At 43.1% G+C, this 18,255-nt stretch carries 20 protein-coding genes; 10 read left to right on the forward strand and 10 right to left on the reverse strand.

Annotated elements, in window-relative coordinates:
- Window positions 1–66: 66 nt before the first annotated feature.
- On the forward strand, window positions 67–1,047 hold the full coding sequence (locus GD630_RS09775) for a linear amide C-N hydrolase (RefSeq protein ID WP_143868333.1): 981 nt from the start codon (window positions 67–69) through the stop codon (window positions 1,045–1,047).
- Between the two features lie 114 nt (window positions 1,048–1,161).
- Here GD630_RS09775 and GD630_RS09780 read toward each other — a convergent pair whose 3' ends face one another.
- Together GD630_RS09780 and GD630_RS09785 are read right to left on the reverse strand one after the other, a co-directional pair.
- The gene (locus tag GD630_RS09780) at window positions 1,162–1,626 is read right to left on the reverse strand and encodes a MaoC family dehydratase (protein ID WP_004301986.1); all 465 of its coding nucleotides are present in this window, start codon (window positions 1,624–1,626) and stop codon (window positions 1,162–1,164) included.
- Window positions 1,627–1,746: 120 nt separating this feature from the next.
- Window positions 1,747–2,274 carry an SGNH/GDSL hydrolase family protein gene (locus GD630_RS09785; protein WP_143868331.1) on the reverse strand — a complete coding sequence of 176 codons (528 nt, stop codon included), beginning with the start codon at window positions 2,272–2,274 and terminating at the stop codon, window positions 1,747–1,749.
- 75 nt (window positions 2,275–2,349) lie between these two features.
- Here GD630_RS09785 and GD630_RS09790 point away from each other — a divergent pair, with 75 nt between their 5' ends.
- Window positions 2,350–4,035 (forward strand): RluA family pseudouridine synthase, encoded by a 1,686-nt coding sequence (locus GD630_RS09790; protein WP_143868330.1) that lies wholly within the window; start codon window positions 2,350–2,352, stop codon window positions 4,033–4,035.
- Here GD630_RS09790 and GD630_RS09795 read toward each other — a convergent pair.
- Together GD630_RS09795 and GD630_RS09800 are read right to left on the reverse strand one after the other, a co-directional pair.
- Window positions 4,032–5,393, reverse strand: a complete 1,362-nt coding sequence (locus GD630_RS09795) for an MATE family efflux transporter (protein ID WP_143868328.1) — start codon at window positions 5,391–5,393, stop codon at window positions 4,032–4,034. The genes GD630_RS09790 and GD630_RS09795 overlap by 4 nt on opposite strands.
- 123 nt (window positions 5,394–5,516) lie before the next feature.
- A complete protein-coding gene (locus GD630_RS09800) occupies window positions 5,517–5,723 on the reverse strand; it encodes a hypothetical protein (RefSeq protein WP_007750505.1) in 207 nt (68 codons plus the stop codon).
- 68 nt (window positions 5,724–5,791) lie between these two features.
- Here GD630_RS09800 and GD630_RS09805 point away from each other — a divergent pair, with 68 nt between their 5' ends.
- The 3 genes from GD630_RS09805 (at window position 5,792) to GD630_RS09815 (ending at window position 7,229) form a co-directional block, all read left to right on the forward strand.
- Entirely contained in the window at window positions 5,792–6,091 is a 300-nt protein-coding gene (locus tag GD630_RS09805) for a nitrous oxide-stimulated promoter family protein (protein ID WP_007765573.1), read from the forward strand.
- Window positions 6,092–6,109: 18 nt separating this feature from the next.
- Entirely contained in the window at window positions 6,110–6,841 is a 732-nt protein-coding gene (locus GD630_RS09810; RefSeq protein WP_004301977.1) for an SDR family NAD(P)-dependent oxidoreductase, read from the forward strand.
- Window positions 6,842–6,959: 118 nt separating this feature from the next.
- Window positions 6,960–7,229: a zinc ribbon domain-containing protein gene (locus tag GD630_RS09815; RefSeq protein WP_004301976.1), complete on the forward strand. Its 270-nt coding sequence runs from the start codon at window positions 6,960–6,962 to the stop codon at window positions 7,227–7,229.
- 83 nt (window positions 7,230–7,312) lie between these two features.
- Here GD630_RS09815 and GD630_RS09820 read toward each other — a convergent pair whose 3' ends face one another.
- Window positions 7,313–7,588, reverse strand: coding sequence for a GNAT family N-acetyltransferase (locus GD630_RS09820; RefSeq protein ID WP_143868326.1), 276 nt, complete (start codon window positions 7,586–7,588; stop codon window positions 7,313–7,315).
- Between the two features lie 82 nt (window positions 7,589–7,670).
- Entirely contained in the window at window positions 7,671–8,984 is a 1,314-nt protein-coding gene (locus GD630_RS09825; protein ID WP_122137397.1) for a TIGR01777 family oxidoreductase, read from the reverse strand.
- 131 nt (window positions 8,985–9,115) lie between these two features.
- Here GD630_RS09825 and GD630_RS09830 point away from each other — a divergent pair, with 131 nt between their 5' ends.
- Both GD630_RS09830 and GD630_RS09835 read left to right on the forward strand, forming a co-directional pair.
- The gene (locus GD630_RS09830; RefSeq protein ID WP_143868324.1) at window positions 9,116–10,096 is read left to right on the forward strand and encodes a lytic transglycosylase domain-containing protein; all 981 of its coding nucleotides are present in this window, start codon (window positions 9,116–9,118) and stop codon (window positions 10,094–10,096) included.
- 38 nt (window positions 10,097–10,134) lie between these two features.
- Window positions 10,135–11,004: an ion transporter gene (locus GD630_RS09835; RefSeq protein ID WP_004301970.1), complete on the forward strand. Its 870-nt coding sequence runs from the start codon at window positions 10,135–10,137 to the stop codon at window positions 11,002–11,004.
- A 5-nt stretch (window positions 11,005–11,009) separates the two neighbouring features.
- On the opposite strand, the gene GD630_RS09840 is transcribed toward GD630_RS09835, so the two are convergent.
- Entirely contained in the window at window positions 11,010–11,378 is a 369-nt protein-coding gene (locus tag GD630_RS09840; protein WP_029425794.1) for a ribosomal maturation YjgA family protein, read from the reverse strand.
- Window positions 11,379–11,552: 174 nt separating this feature from the next.
- On the opposite strand from GD630_RS09840, the gene GD630_RS09845 reads away from it, so the two are divergent.
- The 3 genes from GD630_RS09845 (at window position 11,553) to GD630_RS09855 (ending at window position 12,983) form a co-directional block, all read left to right on the forward strand.
- Window positions 11,553–12,221 (forward strand): MgtC/SapB family protein, encoded by a 669-nt coding sequence (locus GD630_RS09845; RefSeq protein ID WP_143868322.1) that lies wholly within the window; start codon window positions 11,553–11,555, stop codon window positions 12,219–12,221.
- 95 nt (window positions 12,222–12,316) lie between these two features.
- A complete protein-coding gene (locus tag GD630_RS09850) occupies window positions 12,317–12,664 on the forward strand; it encodes a type II toxin-antitoxin system RelE/ParE family toxin (RefSeq protein ID WP_143868320.1) in 348 nt (115 codons plus the stop codon).
- A 4-nt stretch (window positions 12,665–12,668) separates the two neighbouring features.
- On the forward strand, window positions 12,669–12,983 hold the full coding sequence (locus tag GD630_RS09855; protein ID WP_143868318.1) for a helix-turn-helix domain-containing protein: 315 nt from the start codon (window positions 12,669–12,671) through the stop codon (window positions 12,981–12,983).
- A gap of 3 nt (window positions 12,984–12,986) precedes the next feature.
- Here GD630_RS09855 and GD630_RS09860 read toward each other — a convergent pair whose 3' ends face one another.
- The 3 genes from GD630_RS09860 to GD630_RS09870 form a co-directional block, all read right to left on the reverse strand.
- On the reverse strand, window positions 12,987–13,760 hold the full coding sequence (locus tag GD630_RS09860) for a TIGR03915 family putative DNA repair protein (protein ID WP_009000641.1): 774 nt from the start codon (window positions 13,758–13,760) through the stop codon (window positions 12,987–12,989).
- 21 nt (window positions 13,761–13,781) lie between these two features.
- Window positions 13,782–15,050 (reverse strand): putative DNA modification/repair radical SAM protein, encoded by a 1,269-nt coding sequence (locus tag GD630_RS09865; protein WP_004304808.1) that lies wholly within the window; start codon window positions 15,048–15,050, stop codon window positions 13,782–13,784.
- Window positions 15,051–15,313: 263 nt separating this feature from the next.
- On the reverse strand, window positions 15,314–17,923 hold the full coding sequence (locus GD630_RS09870) for a hypothetical protein (RefSeq protein WP_143868316.1): 2,610 nt from the start codon (window positions 17,921–17,923) through the stop codon (window positions 15,314–15,316).
- Window positions 17,924–18,255 lie beyond the last annotated feature (332 nt).

Here is an 18,255-nt window from a genome sequence, read left to right on the forward strand (position 1 = left end):
AATCCGTATCGGTTGGATACCCCGTGAAAGCAGCTTATAATAAACCTTTAACTAGAAATTAAAATTATGTGTACAAGAGTCGTTTATTCGGGAAAAAATGGAATGGTGGCAACCGGCCGGTCTATGGACTGGAAAACAGAAATGCACAGCAATCTTTGGGTATTTCCCAAAGGTATGGAAAGAAATGGAGAAACGGGAGCCAACTCCCTGAAATGGACGTCCAAGTATGGCAGCGTGGTGACTTCAGCTTTCGAGATTGCCAGTACAGACGGGATGAATGAAAAAGGGTTGGTTGCCAATCTGTTATGGTTGCCCGAAACGGAGTATCCGGTCAGAGATCAAAGTAAACCGGGACTTGCCATTACTGCATGGGTGCAATATATGCTGGATAACTTCGCCACCGTAGACGAGGCGGTCGCTCTCATTGATGAAAACACTTTCCAAGTGGTATCAGACCTGATGCCGGATGGTTCCCGCCTGGCAACCTTGCATTTATCTATTTCTGACGCAACGGGCGATTGTGCGATATTCGAATATACGGGTGGAAAGCTGACTGTCTACCACAGCAAGGAGTACAAAGTGATGACCAACTCCCCTACCTACAACAAGCAACTGGCACTAAACGAATACTGGAAATCAATAGGAGGATTGAGCTTCCTGCCCGGAACCAACCGGCCGTCCGACCGTTTTGCAAGAGCCAGTTTTTATATCAATGCCCTGCCCCCAACAGATGATGTGAGGATAGCCGTGGCAAGTGTATTCAGCGTTATCCGTAATACTTCTGTTCCTTATGGCATATCCACTCCCGAATTTCCGGAAATTTCCACCACACAATGGAGAACGGTATCGGATAGTAAGAATCTGCTCTACTTCTTCGAATCAAGTCTGACACCTAATACATTCTGGGTAAACCTGCGGGAAACAGACTTGTCGGAAGGAGCTCCGGTACTCAAATTATCTATCGCCAACGGCGAAACTTATCATGGAAATGCAACGAAAGAATTTCAACCGGCACAGCCGTTCAGATTTATGGGAGTAAAAGGATAAAATTATCCCCGGAAACGATCCATCTGAAGCACCCCCAAAAGTTTTTGTATCTAACTTTTGAGACGTATTTCGATCATTTCCGGGGATAAAATCTGTTTCTTTAACTGCTTGCCATTAATTGAAATAATAAAGGAATACAGCAATTCCTTCCAGCGCCTTCTTTGGTTGGTCTTTTATTTCGATAGCAAACTTAATTTCTGCTTTTGCCACACCACGCAGATTGGTCAATGAGTGCAAAGTAGTCACCAGACGCACACTCTGTCCTGACAATACAGCCTGACCGAATTTCATCTTATCCATACCGTAGTTAATCATCATCTTCAGGTTATTTACCTGGATAATCTGATTCCACAGATAAGGAAGCATAGACAATGTCAGGTAGCCATGAGCAATCGTGCTATGATAAGGGCTATCTACTTTCGCACGTTCCGTATCTACATGAATCCATTGATGATCCAGCGTTGCATCAGCAAAAAGATTAATACGTTCCTGCGAGAGTTCCACATAATCGGAAACACCTATCTGTTGGCCTACTAGTTTTTCGAATTCTTCATACGAATTGATAATTACTTTTTCCATAAGTCTTATCGTTTTTATGGGGGTTATTTACTATTAAATTGGGGACAAAAATAGGAAAAATAAACTGATATGCCACCAAATTTATAAATAAAAGCAAGGAATGAAGTATTTAGGTATGTTTTACAAACCGGAAGCCCGTTTCAGTGCTTCTGACAAAATACTGTAACCTCTGCCATTCAAATGTAAATCGTCGAGAGTCAACTCCGGATTCAGCCTGCCATCCAGCAACAAACGGTCGAATACATCGAGATAGACAACGTCCGTCCCCTGCAATTTCTCGTATATCTTCCGGTTAAGGACACGAATGAATTGATTCACAGCCGTACTGTAATCATCGTAATCATTACGTGGAAAAATACAGAAAAGATATGTTTTCAGTGAAGGGATGGCAAGGACCGCTTTTACATAACGTTCCACATAATCGTCCATATTTTCATCATTCAACTGATAAATATCATTGGTTCCGAATTGAATGACGACTTGGCAATCGGAAGTGTCTACGGTAAAAGACTCTACATAAGCCAGCCCTTCACCGGGAGCACCATAGTTCAGACATTCCCATGAAGGAAAGTAGACATCCAATGCCCAAAATGCCATGTGACTGTTGCCAAGAAAGGCTAATTTAGGTTTCTCTCCCATTCTATTCATGTTACTTCATTCAATAATTCACGGATTTACTTTACTTTTGCAAAGGTAATCACATTCATTCATATATATAAACCGATGATACATTTTTTCAAGCAACCCATTTCTCACCTTGCGTTACCGGATAAATTCACTTATCCTTTCCACTATACGCCTCATCCATTGTGTGTGTTGGCAGCGGAAGAAGTGAAAAAACATATCGCGAGCCGGAAGGAATGGCAAGAAGAGTTAGCTTTCGGAAAAATGTTCGGGATACTGATTGTACAAAAAGAAAATAAACAAGAGACTACAAAAAAAGAAGCAGTCAATGAAATTGGCTATCTCGCTGCTTTCTCCGGCAATCTGGCAGGAAAGAATCTGCATCCTTATTTTGTCCCTCCTGTCTACGACTTATTGCAACCGGAAGGATTCTTCAAAATTGAAGAAGAACAAATATCTTCCATCAATATCCGTATTCGTGAATTAGAAAACAATCGTTCTTATCTCGATTTAAAAGAAAAGTGGAAGACGGAAACAGAACAGGCTAAAGCTATTTTGAATCAGGCTAAAGCAGAACTCAAAGCAGCAAAGGAGGCGAGAGAGATTCGCCGCCAATCCCCCTCTACCCTTTCCGAAGAGGAACAAGCCTCCCTGATCCGGGAAAGCCAATACCAGAAAGCGGAATACAAACGACTGGAAAAAGAATGGAAGAAACGATTGGAAGAACTCGAAACGGAAACGAGACACTTCGAGACTGAAATAGAACAACTGAAAACCGAACGGAAAGAACGTTCGGCAGCCTTGCAAAGAAAATTGTTCGAGCAATTCCGGATGCTGAATGCCAGAGGAGAAGTGAAAGACCTATACACAATCTTCGAGCAGACAGTTCAGAAAGTTCCTCCTGCCGGTGCGGGTGAATGCGCTTTGCCTAAGTTGTTGCAATATGCATATCTTCATCAATTAAAGCCATTGGCTATGGCCGAATTCTGGTGGGGAGACTCTCCTAAAAACGAAATCCGGCATCATGGATATTATTATCCATCCTGCAAGGGAAAATGTGAACCTATTTTGCAGCACATGTTGCAAGGACTGAAAGTAGACGAGAATCCGTTGCTGAACTCCATCCATGAGGATGAAGAACTGGAAATCGTATATGAAGATGAATGGTTAGTGGTAGTCAATAAGCCGGCAGGAATGTTGTCCGTTCCGGGAAAGGAGGAGGACAGAGATTCAGTCTATCACCGCCTGAAAAAGAAGTATCCCGATGCTACCGGACCTATGATTGTACATCGCCTTGATATGGCGACTTCCGGATTATTGCTCGTAGCTAAAACGAAAGAGGTACATCAACATTTGCAGGCACAATTTGCAAGCAGAAGTATCAAGAAACGCTATGTAGCCGTGTTGGATGGGGCAACAGCAACAGTAGAGAAGACAGCACTGCCGCCCGGAAGAACAGGAAGAATTGAACTCCCTCTCTGTTTGAATCCCCTTGATCGTCCCCGGCAAATCGTCAGTAGAGAACACGGGAAAGAAGCGATTACAGAATACCGAATCATCTGTGAATCAGAAAAACACACCCGGATTGCTTTCTATCCGTTGACCGGACGGACACACCAATTACGGGTACACGCCGCCCATCCGGAGGGATTGGGTTGCCCCATTCTTGGGGATGAACTTTACGGAAAGAAAGCGGACAGACTATACCTCCACGCCGAATATATAGAGTTCCGTCATCCCATCAGCGGAAAGATTCTACGCATACAGAAAGAGGCCGACTTCTAAACAGTAACCGTACTTGTGAACACCTGCTTCTTCAACCTGCGATAAACGTAGATAAATGCCGGTACGAGGAACAAATCTGCCGCTATCCAAGCCATCGGATCACCGTAGCAGACAGCAATAAAGCCGAATGCAGGCACAGCGTAAATGCTGACAAGGATACGCGCAATCATCTCCGCCACTCCCGAAAACATGGCAAGATTGGTATATCCCACTCCCTGAATCGTGTAGCGCAGGATGCATAACAATCCAAGCATCGGGAAGAACATACAGGAGATATGCAGGAATAACTCGGTATCCAACAGTATTTCCGTTTCCGACGGATCTACAAAGATCAATGCAAAATATTTGGCTCCCACCATCAGAAGAACGAACGTAAATGCCGCATAAACGATCATCATCAAAGCACTCGCTTTGATTCCCAACCAGACACGCTCCGGTTTTCCTGCCCCATAATTCTGTCCGCTATACGTAGCCATCGCAATTCCCAGACTCTCGAACGTACAGATAAAGAACATCTTGATTCGCATGGCAGATGTAAAAGCAGCCACACACGCCGTTCCCAACGCATTATTCGCACTCTGAAGCATAATACTGCCGATAGCCGTGATAGAGAATTGTAATCCCATAGGCACACCAATGTAAAGCAGTGTCTTAGCCAGTTTCGACTGGAACCGGCGTTCTTTCGGAGTACCCTGCAATATTTCAAACTTCCGGTACATATAAATATAGCAGAGAACAGCCGACAACCCCTGCGAAAAGACAGTAGCAATGGCAGCTCCCGCCACTCCCCAGCCGAGTACCAGAATACAGAACAAGTCGAGAATGATATTCAGAACAGCAGCGAACAGCAAAAACCAGAAAGGCGTCTTGCTGTCTCCCAACGCACGGATGATGCTTGAAAGAAGATTATAGAAGAAAGTGAAAGGAACGCCAATAAACGTAACAAGCAAATAAGCATACGCCCCTTCGAAAATATTCTCCGGCGTGCGCATAATCCGGAGTATGTCCGCACAAAAGATACTGGTAACAAGAGCAATGACCACAGACATCCCCGCTGCCAGTTTCAAACTGACGGAAACGTAACTGCGCATCGTACTGTAATCACGTGCACCAAACTTCTGCGCAACGGGTATCCCGAAACCTCCGCAACATCCATTGCAGAATCCAAGAATCAGGAAAACAACCGATGTGCTGGCTCCAACAGAAGCTAACGCGTTAATTCCCAAAAACTTTCCTACAATTGCAGCATCAACAAGCGAATACGTTTGTTGCAACAGATTGCCGAGTAAAAGCGGCAGCGTAAACTTTAAAATGAGAGGTAATGCCGACCCTGCCGTCATTTCTTTAGAAGTTGCCATACGTCTATGTTCTAAAATCGGATGCAAAGATACGGAAAATTCAATGAATTAGTTCTCGATTTGCGTTCCTCTTTTAGTTGACATAAATCAAAAAATCAGAATGAGAGCATGAATGCCCCCGGTCTATCGTTTCACCAACCGTTTAGGTGAACCATGCCACGAGCATCCCAGGCAGAAGACTTCTGTCAAATCGAACCCCTCCATCGAATCTTCCGGATATTTGGGAACGACTTCACCATCTTCGAGCACATAAACCAGCAGCCTGTCACCCTGTTCATTCTTCACATACATAGCTGCAATCTTGCATTGCGGACACAATAACTTTTTCATGCCGCAAAGATACAAATTCTGCATAATCTTCGCTATCTTTGTCACTCCAAAGTGTAAAAAAGAAAGAGATGAAAGCATCACGCATTGCGCACGAAAAGAAAACGGTAGAGTTGATGATCCGCCTCTATTGCCGGAAAAAAGAAAAAAATACAGTTCTTTGTGCCGACTGTGAAGAGTTGCTCCGCTATGCCCACGCCCGTCTCGACCATTGTCCGTTTGGAGAGAAGAAGAGTGCATGCAAGGAATGCACCGTACATTGTTACAAGCCCGTCATGCGCGAACGAATGCGACAGGTGATGCGTTTCTCCGGACCGAGGATGTTGCTTTATGCACCCTGGCAGGCCATACGACATTTATTGAACCTATAACTTACTAAAAAATCAGTAATGAAAAAAGCCATTATCATTGGCGCTACCTCCGGCATCGGGCAAGAAGTTGCAAAATGTCTGTTACTGGATGGATGGCAAATCGGAGTAGCCGGCAGACGGCAATCTGCTCTCGAAAACCTGCAACGGGCAGCACCGGATCAGATTCAAATTCAAGCGTTGGACGTAACCCAGGAAGATGCAGGCGAGAAATTGAATATGCTCATCGACAAGGTGGGCGGCATGGATTTGTTTCTTCTTAGCTCGGGCATCGGTTTCCAGAATACGAATCTGAACATGGAGGTGGAGCTGAACACAGCATACACCAATGTAGAGGGATTTATCCGCATGGTGGATACCGCTTTCATCTATTTCAGAAAAAGCGGAGGCGGCCACTTGGCAGTCATCAGCTCCATCGCGGGAACGAAAGGACTTGGGGTGGCTCCTGCCTACTCTGCCACCAAACGTTTCCAGAACACTTACATAGATGCTCTCGAACAACTTTCATATTTACAAAAACTGAATATCCGTTTTACTGATATCCGTCCCGGATTTGTTGCCACCGACTTGCTCAACGACGGAAAACATTATCCGCTATTGATGGATGCAGCGAAAGTGGGACGTCACATCGCCTGGTCACTGGAGCGGAAACAACGGATAGTAGTAATCGACTGGCGCTACCGGATACTGGTCTTTTTCTGGAAAATGATTCCCCGTTGGATGTGGAAACGGCTGCCCGTGAAAACCAATTAACACCAAAAGTAAACCAGGAAAGAAATAAATGAATAAATAGCAAAACCGGATCACTTCTTTTCCAATATTTCTACTTACATTTGTCTTGTAACATAAACTTATAATCTAACAAAAAAAGATGGAACAAAAATTTTGTCAAAGTTGCGGTATGCCGATAGACGACTCAACTTTTGGAAAAGAAGCGGACGGTAGCAAGAACGAAGATTATTGCCACTATTGCTATGCGGACGGACATTTCACGAAAGAGTGTACCATGGACGAGATGATTGAGCTTAATCTGAATTATCTGGATGAGTTCAATAAAGACTCGGAAGTGAAATACACTGTGGAGGAAGCACGGAAAACGATGAAGGAGTACTTTCCACAGTTGAAGAGGTGGAAACAGTAAATCAGTAATACAGAGATGCGTCGGAAACTATTAAGAATTATGTTTCTGACGCATTTTTAGCTGACAAAGTATCTTCTTTGAAATCAATCAATACCACCATTTATTTCCGGGTGTCTTTCCAACCACTTCACTGCATAAGAGCATGTTGCTTTCGGCTTCATCCCGTTAGCTAATGCATAGGCGTAAGCAGCTTTTACCAAAGCAGCGGCAATCCCCCGCCCTTCAATAGGTTGTGGCACAATTGTGTGGATAATATCAAGAGAATCACCTATCAGGCGATATTGTACAAAGGCGGTGCGACCGTCTACTTCTGTCTTGAACAATTTTTGTTCGGGCTGATGAATAATTTCGTAATCCATAATTTCTGTTGTTTTAAAGTTGTCTCATTGTTCGTTAAGCACTCCGGCAAAATAATCTTAGGTTATCAGGCGCAGATTGCGATCAGAGTTGCTCGATCCACTTCAACTGGCTCGTATCGTATCCACGACGTTCGGCAGCGGTGACGAGTTTCTTCTTGATTTCTTCCGGCAGTTGGGGTGTACGGCTTAGTATCCAGAGATATTTATCAGTACTGCTGCCTACCAGGGCATAATTGTAATTCTCTTCATCCAGTTCCAAGACATAATAATCAGAATAGAAACTAAGGAAGAAAGACACTTTCAGTTTGCCCGGCTGTGTGGGATCGGGTATTTTGGCGTGTCCGTTGGCAGTCTTGCAGATGTCGTAAGGAGAATTACGTTTGCATCCCCGGTTCTCCACACGAATCATGCCGTCGGGACGGAGCGTGTAAGTAGCCGTGACGTCTACAAGTCCGTATTCAAAGCGATTCTCGTAGCGGGCTATTTCATACCAAAGTCCCATATACCGGTGCAGGTCGAGAGAGGTAACCGTACTATGGTTTGTACCTCTGAAAAGACGTTCGACATTGGGAATGGAGAAATGAAATCCTGCTTCCGTCAGACGCGTTGGGCGGACTCTCTGGCCCGCAGTCAGGAAGGATGCCGCTTCACCATATAAGATACGGAAAATCCTTTGCGGGGCCACCATCGTCGTCCATGCCCGATAAGCCTTTCCCATCGCACGGGTGAAAGCATATTGCGAGATTTGCTGCGGAGCAACCAGATTATATACCCCACGTGTCTCTTCGTGAGTGATAAAAAACTCCATTGCACGGCAAAGATCACGTATCGATATCCACGGAAAAGCCTGCGTACCGGGACCGATGGCGGTAGCTATCTTGGTAGCTTGCAAAGGGCGAAGCATCTGCTGCATCGCTCCCCCGTCCGGAGAAAGCACTACGCCAAAGCGTGTGATAACGAGCCTTGTAGGTTCGGGACAGTGTTTCGCCTCTTTTTCCCACGCATAGCAAAGATCGGACAGAAAGCCTTCTCCACGGGTACGGGTATATTCGTCCACCTCCGCTTCCGAAGGATAATAACCTACGGCAGAAGCCGAAATCATCAGTTTCGGTTTCGTCTTGACTGCATTCAAAGCACGGATAATACGATTGGTTACGACAATACGACTGTTGAAAAGCTCCTGTTTATATTCCGGTGTCCAACGTTTATTGATAGGTGCACCTGCCAGGTTGATGACAACATCACAATGGGTCAGTGTCTGAATCAAATAACCGGACATACCTTCGCGAAACATCGACCTTCCCAGAGGAATGATCCGATGTCCGCCCTTTTCTGTGAGATAATTAGAAAGATGTCTACCTATATATCCGGTAGCTCCGGTCATTGCTATATTCATCTTGATTCGTTGTTTATTTTAACTCTATTAGAAAAACGTATAAAATGCAAGAAAAGTTCTTTGAAAAAAGCAAAATGAGGTTATCTTTGCAAGATAGACTTAAACATTGAAGCATCCAAAAAGGTTATAAAATGAAAAGACGAATGAAAATCAACTATATTCTTACACTTATATTAGTATTTTGCATCGGCGCTTCCATCCCAGTATTGACAGGCAGCAGCCAGGTGAACGAACAACATTCCGCCAAATCGGAAGTGCCTTATTGTGTCACTCCGCCTACTGTTCCCACACAGGTCACCTTCGACGGGGAAACGATCGACCTCCGGCGCTATGACCGCCGCGAACGGATGGACCGCGAGATGATGGCCTTCACCTATATGCACTCCACCACCATGTTATTAATCAAGCGTGCCAACCGTTACTTTCCCATCATCGAACCGATACTGAAAGCAAACGGTATTCCTGATGACTTCAAATACCTGATGGTCATCGAGAGCAATCTGAATAACATTGCACGCTCTCCGGCAGGAGCAGCAGGTCTGTGGCAATTTATGCCTGCCACCGGACGGGAATTCGGGCTGGAAGTGAACGATAACGTAGACGAACGCTATCATATTGAAAAAGCAACCGTTGCCGCCTGCAAATACTTCAAACAAGCGTATGCCAAATATGGCGACTGGATGGCTGTCTCCGCCGCCTATAACGCCGGACAGGGACGCATCTCCTCCCAACTTGAAAAGCAGTTGGCAAGTCATGCCATGGACTTATGGCTGGTAGAGGAAACTTCCCGCTACATGTTCCGCCTGCTGGCAGCCAAAGAGATATTCAATAACCCGCAACGTTACGGATTCCTCTTGAAACGGGAACATCTGTATCCGCCTATTCCTTATAAAGAGGTAACCGTCAACACTTCTATCGACGATCTGAACGACTACGCAAAGTCACAGGGAATCACCTATGCCCAACTCCGTGATGCCAACCCCTGGCTGCGCGACACTTCATTGAAAAACAAGACCGGAAAGACATACATTCTCTATATTCCCACACAAGAGGGAATGTATTACAACCCGCAAAAGACCGTTGCCTACAATAAACAGTGGGTTATCGACTAAAAAGGCTTTTTCTTTAATTCCGGCCAAGCACTATTGATATGAAACTGAAAGAAAGAATCCATCGTTTTTTGCATGACGAGAAACTGAAACGAAAGTTATACGTCATCATCTTCGAATCGGACACCCCTGCCGGGAAATTGTTCGACGTGATTCTTATCGCCTGTATTCTGGTCAGCGTATTGCTCGTCATCATCGAAAGTCTGAAAGGACTTCCCACCTATCTGACGACTCCGTTCGTCATTATGGAATTCCTTTTCACCGGCTTCTTTACTTTCGAATACCTGACGAGGATCTACTGTTCACCCCGTCCCCGGAAATACATATTCAGCTTTTTCGGTATCGTAGACTTACTGGCCACGTTGCCTCTTTACATCGGCCTGCTCTTCCCGGGTGCCCGTTATCTACTCATCATCCGTGCCTTCCGCCTGATACGTGTGTTCCGCGTCTTCAAGCTTTTCAACTTTCTGAATGAGGGGGAACGGCTGCTCACTGCCTTGCGTGAAAGTAGTAAGAAGATTGCAGTGTTCTTCTTGTTTGTCGTCATTCTGGTGACTTCCATCGGAACGCTAATGTATATGATTGAAGGAACGCAACCCAACTCCCAGTTCAACAATATCCCGAACAGCATCTATTGGGCTATCGTCACCATGACTACCGTAGGTTATGGAGATATTACTCCCGCCACCGGCCTCGGAAAATTCCTTTCCGCCTGTGTCATGCTGATCGGTTACACGATTATTGCCGTACCCACAGGTATCGTATCTGCCTCCATGATGAAAGAGTATAAACGCAGGAGAGACAAAGAATGTCCCAACTGCCATCGCTCCGGACACGAAGATAATGCAGAGTTTTGCAAATATTGCGGCCACAGCCTGGACCCATCCGAAACCAAAGCGGAAGAGAAATAAATCCTCTACGATCTACGCCGGACGAAATGCTCGAATAAGACAATGAAAACGCATCCCACAGCATAGCAGGCAATATCTCCCCAATCGAACGTAGAACCCAGCACAATTCGGGCTACGCGGTTCGTAATGCCCAATGTTTCCACCAGCTGGAAGTATTGCAACACTTCTACGAAACAGGCAAAAAGAAAGACATAAAACGGCATCCGCGGAATCCCCGTCGGTAGAAAGATACGTACAAAGCTATATACCAGCACCACAACCAGCATATCTCCGACATAGGGACGTATGAAACGGTCGCGCACATACAAAGCTATCAACACCTCAATACAGAAGATCACCAGAAAGCTGATTATATAAAAAATTCTTTTCTTCATTATTTGCTCGGTCGCGGGATTAAACATTTATTTGAATCTGCGAATATACGATAAAATGAATTGGATACGTTCAAATATTACTAAATGATTGATACAAAAAGGGGAAATAATTGTATATTTATAGTCCTAAGCATTTTTCCACAAACAATAAAAAACAGAAAGGAGATTGAACACATGATGTTGAATATGGATTTTGTAATCCGTTTATTGGTCGCCGGAATACTGGGAACCATCATTGGACTGGATCGTGAATACCATGCCAAAGAAGCCGGATACCGCACTCATTTTCTCGTGTCGCTAGGTAGTGCTTTGATTATGATTGTTTCCCAATACGGATTTCAAGAAATTATAAAAGAAAGTAGTGTCACACTCGATCCCAGTCGGGTGGCGGCACAGGTTGTCAGCGGTATCGGATTTATCGGTGCAGGAACCATCATCTTTCAAAAACAGATTGTACGCGGACTGACTACCGCCGCAGGAATCTGGGCAACAGCAGGTATCGGCTTGGCGGTAGGTGCAGGAATGTACACCATCGGCATTGCCGCCACGGTGTTAACCCTCGTCGGACTGGAACTACTTAGCTATCTATTTAAAAGCATCGGAATGAAAAGCTCGATGGTTTCTTTCTCAACTCCCAACAAAGACATACTGAAACAGATAGCGGACAGATTCAACTCTAAAGACTACCTGATAGTCTCTTACGAGATGGAAACGCAACACACGGGTGAAACAGAATATTATCAGGTTACGATGGTTATCAAGTCGAAGCGAAATAATGATGAAGGGCATCTGCTTTCGCTGATACAGGAGTTTCCGGATGTAACGGTGCAAAGGATTGAATAAGAGAAAAGTACATATAACTCCTTTAAAAAAAACATCTCAAATGTTTCCATATATAGAACTATTTTCAGTACCTTTGCTACGTAAAAAATAAATCCATGGAGGCAAAAGCGAAATTTAAAATAGTATATTCAGAAGAAGCGGACAATTTTCTTAACCAATTGCCCCCAAAAGTAAAAGACAAAATTATCTACAACATAGCAAAGTCTAAATTTGTTATAGACCCGGAACTCTTTAAAAAATTAGACAATACAGATATATGGGAGTTCAGGACACTCTATAACAAAAACCAATATAGACTATTAGCTTTTTGGGATAAAGTGGATGGAGTAGATACTTTAGTCATTGCTACCCATGGATTTATAAAGAAAACCCAGAAGACTCCTTCCAAAGAAATAACAAAAGCGGAAGAGATAAGAAAAATATATTTTAATTCTAAAAAATAAGAATATGGAAAAGATGAAGTTTTATACAGAAGAAGAAATTATAGATAAACATATAGGAAAGAAAGGAACTCTTGCACGTAATAAATTTGAAGAGGACTTACAATCTTTCCTTATTGGAGAAGCCATAAAAAAAGCCAGACAATCCAAAAATCTCACTCAAGAAGAACTAGGAAATCTGATAGGCGTACAAAGAGCCCAAATCTCCCGCATAGAAAGCGGGAAAAACTTAACTCTTTCCACGCTAGCTAAAGTCTTTAAAGCGATGGGTATAAGTGCCAAATTAGAAATAGACAATTTAGGGAAAGTTGCCTTATGGTGATTTTCACTTTTGCTTCTCCGTCAAATACTTCCAATAACGTACAGGCATATCCTGCCTGTGCTTTCTCGGATTCATGCGTTCTTTGATACAAATGGCCTTGAAATATGTCTTCCAAAGTTGTTGGAAAAGCTTCTCATCCTTGTCCATCAGGCTTTCATCCAGCATCCCCGTAATCAAATGGGATTCACGGCTGTCATCATCAAACGAGATAGTTGTCACCTCCTGCAAATCATAATAAAATCCGTAACGGCGTTTCATGTCGTAAATAATCCACTTCTGATCGGCAAAACGGTCTTTGAAATGGTGAACGGTCAGCGGGAGCGCATTATACTGCGGTTCGAAAGCGGCAAAGAATGTACCGTCGGCAGCTTTCTGGAAACGGACAAACTGCATCAGGTGCACACGTTCGCCATCCACCTTCTTCCATATTTGCGCTAATTGCAAAACGTCCGGATCACCAAAATTGGTTTCAATAGAGCGGGGTGCATCGATTGCTTTACGGATATATCGAAAAATAAGTATTCCTATTTCCGGAAGTTCCGACAGCCAACTTTGCGTGAGGCAACCCAAAGCGGAAGAGGAAACTTTCTTCTGCAATCCCCGCCACACACGCCCGGCCTTTTCTTCATCGGTCACTACCGTATGCAGCTCATCACAAAATAAAGGCAAAGCATCTCCTTCCGACAGCAAAGCATCAGGAAAAGTCTTGCGGAAATAGGCGTCGAACACAGCCGTCAGCAGCCCATCAAAGGTTTTATCGTAAATATAAACATTCATAAAAAACACCAAGCATATTTACTATTCGCCAAAATCAAGCAACAGCTGACGTTCATCCACTTTCTTTTTCGGTTTCGGCAACAATAAGCTGCGCACCCGTTGCGGAGAAAGTTCGTTCACTGTCTGCATCTGGAGAGGTAGTTCTTTGCAAGTGATGAAATATTGCGCTTTCTTCATCACCACTCCTATCTTCTTCAGTTCATAAAATCCCAGCCGCGAAAAACGACGGGAAGCAACAATCAGTTTCGCCGACTTCACCCCTACTCCCGGCACACGGAGCAACATTTCGTAGTCTGCCTTATTGATGTCGACAGGAAACTGTTCGGGATGGCGCAAAGCCCACGAAAGTTTCGGGTCTATTTCGAGATCGAGATCCGGATAAGAATCATCCACAATTTCATCTACCTTGAATTGATAAAAGCGCAATAACCAGTCAGCCTGATAGAGCCGGTTTTCACGTACCAGAGGCGGCTGTTTCAATGCCGGAAGACGCTTATCATACGTATTCACGGAAACGTAGCCCGAGTAATAGACACGTTTCATGGTGGGGCGCCCGTAAAGTGCCGACGAAAGGAAAAGAATATCTTTATCCGATTCGGAGGTAGCTCCCACAATCACCTGGGTACTTTGTCCCGCAGGTGCGAAACGAGGTGCGTGGCGAAACTTTTGCCGTTCTTCTTTGCTCTCCAACACGCCTTGTTGAATGTATTTCATCGGAGCAAATACGCTTTTATGGTCTTTCTCCGGCGCCAGAAGTTTCAGGTTTTCTTCTTTGGGAATTTCGACGTTGACGCTAAGACGATCGGCATACAATCCGGCTTCATTCACTAATTCGCGACTGGCTCCGGGAATACTCTTGAGATGGATATAACCGTTAAAACGGTACACTTGCCGCAAATCTTTGGCTACACGCACAAGTCTCTCCATTGTATAGTCCGGATTACGGACCACTCCGGAGCTAAGAAACAGCCCTTCGATATAGTTACGACGGTAGAATTCCATCGTCAGCTCCACCAATTCCGAAACGGAAAAGGTAGCGCGGGGAAGATCGTTGCTACGACGGTTGACGCAATAGGCACAATCGTAAATGCAATAATTGGTAAGCATGATTTTCAATAGCGAGATACATCGACCGTCCTCGGCAAAACTGTGGCATATCCCCCATCCTCCCACAGTGTTTCCCAGCGTTCCCGGCTTATTGGAACGCACCGTACCACTGGAAGAACAGGAAACATCGTACTTGGCAGATTCTGCAAGTATCTTCAGTTTAGCTAAGACGTTTTCGTTCATCATTCCCGATCTTGATTCTTTTCGCAAATATACGATTAATATTAAGAATACAAAAAAACCAGACTTTCACAAGCCCGGGTTTTTCTATATTCTTAAAAGACATCTTTTTATATTAGGAAAATGAGGGCGCTAGTTTTCACCTAGCAACAAATCAAAAAGATGTTTTTAGAATACTATGCGGGATACCTGTGGGAAATAAGGGAGGCATCCCTTTTGTTGTTTCTTCTCGACATATTCTTCACATCATTAGTTGCGAAGAAATCTTATTTATTTTCGTTTTTAATAGGTACAGGAATCTTAACCGTAGAAGTTATACCCCAAGCGTCAAGAACCTTCATTTCGATGTAGCTATTTTCTTCTGACTCAGGTGATAAGATGACACCTACGCTATTTTTCAAGGTCACTTTAATTGGAGTGCTTGCTTTGAAATCAGTAGCAGATAAATCCATATATTTACCAGCTGTATCACTTGGAACTAATGTAATTGATTTAATTCTGTTTTCTGAATCTGAGCTCCATACTATAGATTCACCTTTATAATCCTTCCATACAAAATCTGTCAAATTCAATGTAAATTCCCTTACTACATTAGAAAGATATTTATTTGAAACAGTTCCTTTTTCCGTACCCTCTGCGATTTCAGACAAAACTGTCAAATTAAACTCATCCAAGATAGCAGCTAAATTCTTATTCCCATAAGGTTGATAGCTAACTATCAATCCATGTTCCTTACCGATATTATCTGGTCCAACAGGTAATGACAAAACAGGATTTACATCACTTTGCAACCATTGAGCACCCTTCCATGCTTCCGAGTCATCTTCCGCATAAGAAATATTATCCATATTATTCGTTACATTAGTGTAAAGTTTTGTCAAATCATAAGTAACCTTATCTTTACCTTCAGTACCAGCAACAGGAGTACCGTATGCTTTAGCTGTATTACCTTTTCCATTTTCACTAAAATAGCCCGGAATTCTATCAAATACAAAAACTGGAGTTTTAGGCATTGTAATATTAACTTTCAGATCAATACCTTTCACCAATAATGTACCAAGATCGTCTTCGCCTTTTGCGTTTTTCACTGCTAAATGGATAGTATGTTCTGTTGCAGTAACTTTCGTTTCATCGAAAATAGCCGTTAAATACCACTTCTTATCCTTTGCATCTTTTGCTACTGACAAAGCAATACCTCCATTTTCAGCTTTAACAACAGGAGCAACCGCATAATCAATATCAGTTTCAGCAGGAGTTTCATCCAAAGCAGCCTTACTTAGATAAACTACGCTATAATCTTCTTTATCCAGTAAGTCTTTGATTACTTCCAAAGATACCTTCTTCTCTTTACCATCCTTTGCATCTGTCACAGTCCAGTTAATAGGATCAACGGTTACCATTTCCAGTTTTTTCTTGAACTGAATGGTTAATGTAGAAGACTTTTCTACACCTTCTACTGTCAAATAATGTACAGTTACTATTACAGACTGACCAATCTTAGAAAGAATCTGCCATTTTCCGGTTTCCACATCTTTCTTAATCTCCACATTATCTGCTGTGTAATAATAATCTGCAACATAACCTAGGTTTGTCTCACCTGCCTCTTTAAGCAGGTCATCCAAAACATAAGTCTCATCACAATTCTTAATTGCAGCCAATGTCTGATCTGTTAATTCTGGAATATTCTGGTTGCTCAATGTAACCTTTACATCATAAGCGGACATAATTGTCTTATCCCAAGCATTCTTTGTAGCCAAAGCATAAACTGCCTGCGGCAATTCTGCAGATGAATTCAAACCGTCTTTTATTTTAACGGACAAATCATAGAGACCGATATTTGGAGTACTTTCAGCACGTGTCAATGCCTTAGGAGTTACATTCTGTACAGGTTTTCCAAGTTCAAGATAAGTATTTGTTCCCTTAGAATTCTGTAAAGTAAAAGTGTATTCCTCTAATGAAATGTCTACCGGATTCACCATCACATTAATTACGGCATTGTTACTGGTCAAAACTTTATCTTTAGAATAAGTATTTTGGTCCTCTTTAGGACCAAATTTTACCTCATTTTTTAATATTCCGTAATATAATGTCACTTCTTTAGTTCCGTCAGTAGATATCTTTCCATCATCACTAATAGCTACTCCTTTTATGTTTATCAAATTGTCAGCTGTAGGCAAAATAACCTCTTTAGTCTCATCACCGTCAAGCTGTGTCAAAAGCCAACATGGTCTATCCTCAATCTTTGTAAGGGTCGTTGTTGCATCAGTGAAAGCTCCTTTTACCCAACCTTTCAAGTCACCACTAGTAATGGCATCTTTATTGTCCGGTTCGTAGAAGTACCAATATCCTTTATCACCATTAGTACCGTTTGCTATATAAGGAGAGAAACCATTAGCACCTGCCGGCCCCTCTTCTCCCTGTTCACCTGTAGCTTTATCTCCTTTCACAAATTTACCAGCTTCTTTGCTCCAGTAGTACCAATATCCGTCTTGAATATAAGGAGCTTTTGCCGACCATCCGGTCTTTTCACCATTAATCAGCCATTCGCCTGTAGTAGGGTCAACAGTCAAAATAGAGCTTTGACCTTCTGCTCCAGTTGCTCCAGTATCTCCTTTATCCCCCTTTGCTCCATTTACAATTTCATAGGGCGTTCCGTCATTAAAGGTAATTTTGAAACCTCCGGTGATTGGCTCAACGCTTTTAACCCATTTCCCCTCTTTAACAAATTTCTGCAGCTCAGCAATACTGGCTTTGTTTGCATCGATTTGTGTCTGCAGATTGTCGATGTCATCGTCGTAGTCCTTACAGCCTACATAGGTGACTGTGGACAAAGTCAACGCTCCAAGGAACATCACTTTTACAAATTTTCTTTTCATAACTACTTAAAAATTACATTAATAATATATTATTAAACACTAAGTTTCAATAATAGCATCCCCGTTACTTTATAGGTAACGGGAGAACCTTTGTTCCTGCTCTTTTGAGTAGTCTATATGGAAAAAGCATTTCAAATGGAGATGAAACTTTTTTACCCCTGCTAGTAAAAACGGCAGAGGGGAAGGAAATCATTATATCAATTACTCAGATCATAAAAAGTCCGGTAGAAAGAAATCCTCAGTTTTGCCCTATTATTTTCTTTTTTTTAGTAGTTTCTCCGAAATAATATTATTTTTGTTTGCTTGTTTCCGGAAATATATGCATCTTTGCA

Source organism: Bacteroides zhangwenhongii, from assembly GCF_009193325.2.
Classification (GTDB): domain Bacteria; phylum Bacteroidota; class Bacteroidia; order Bacteroidales; family Bacteroidaceae; genus Bacteroides; species Bacteroides zhangwenhongii.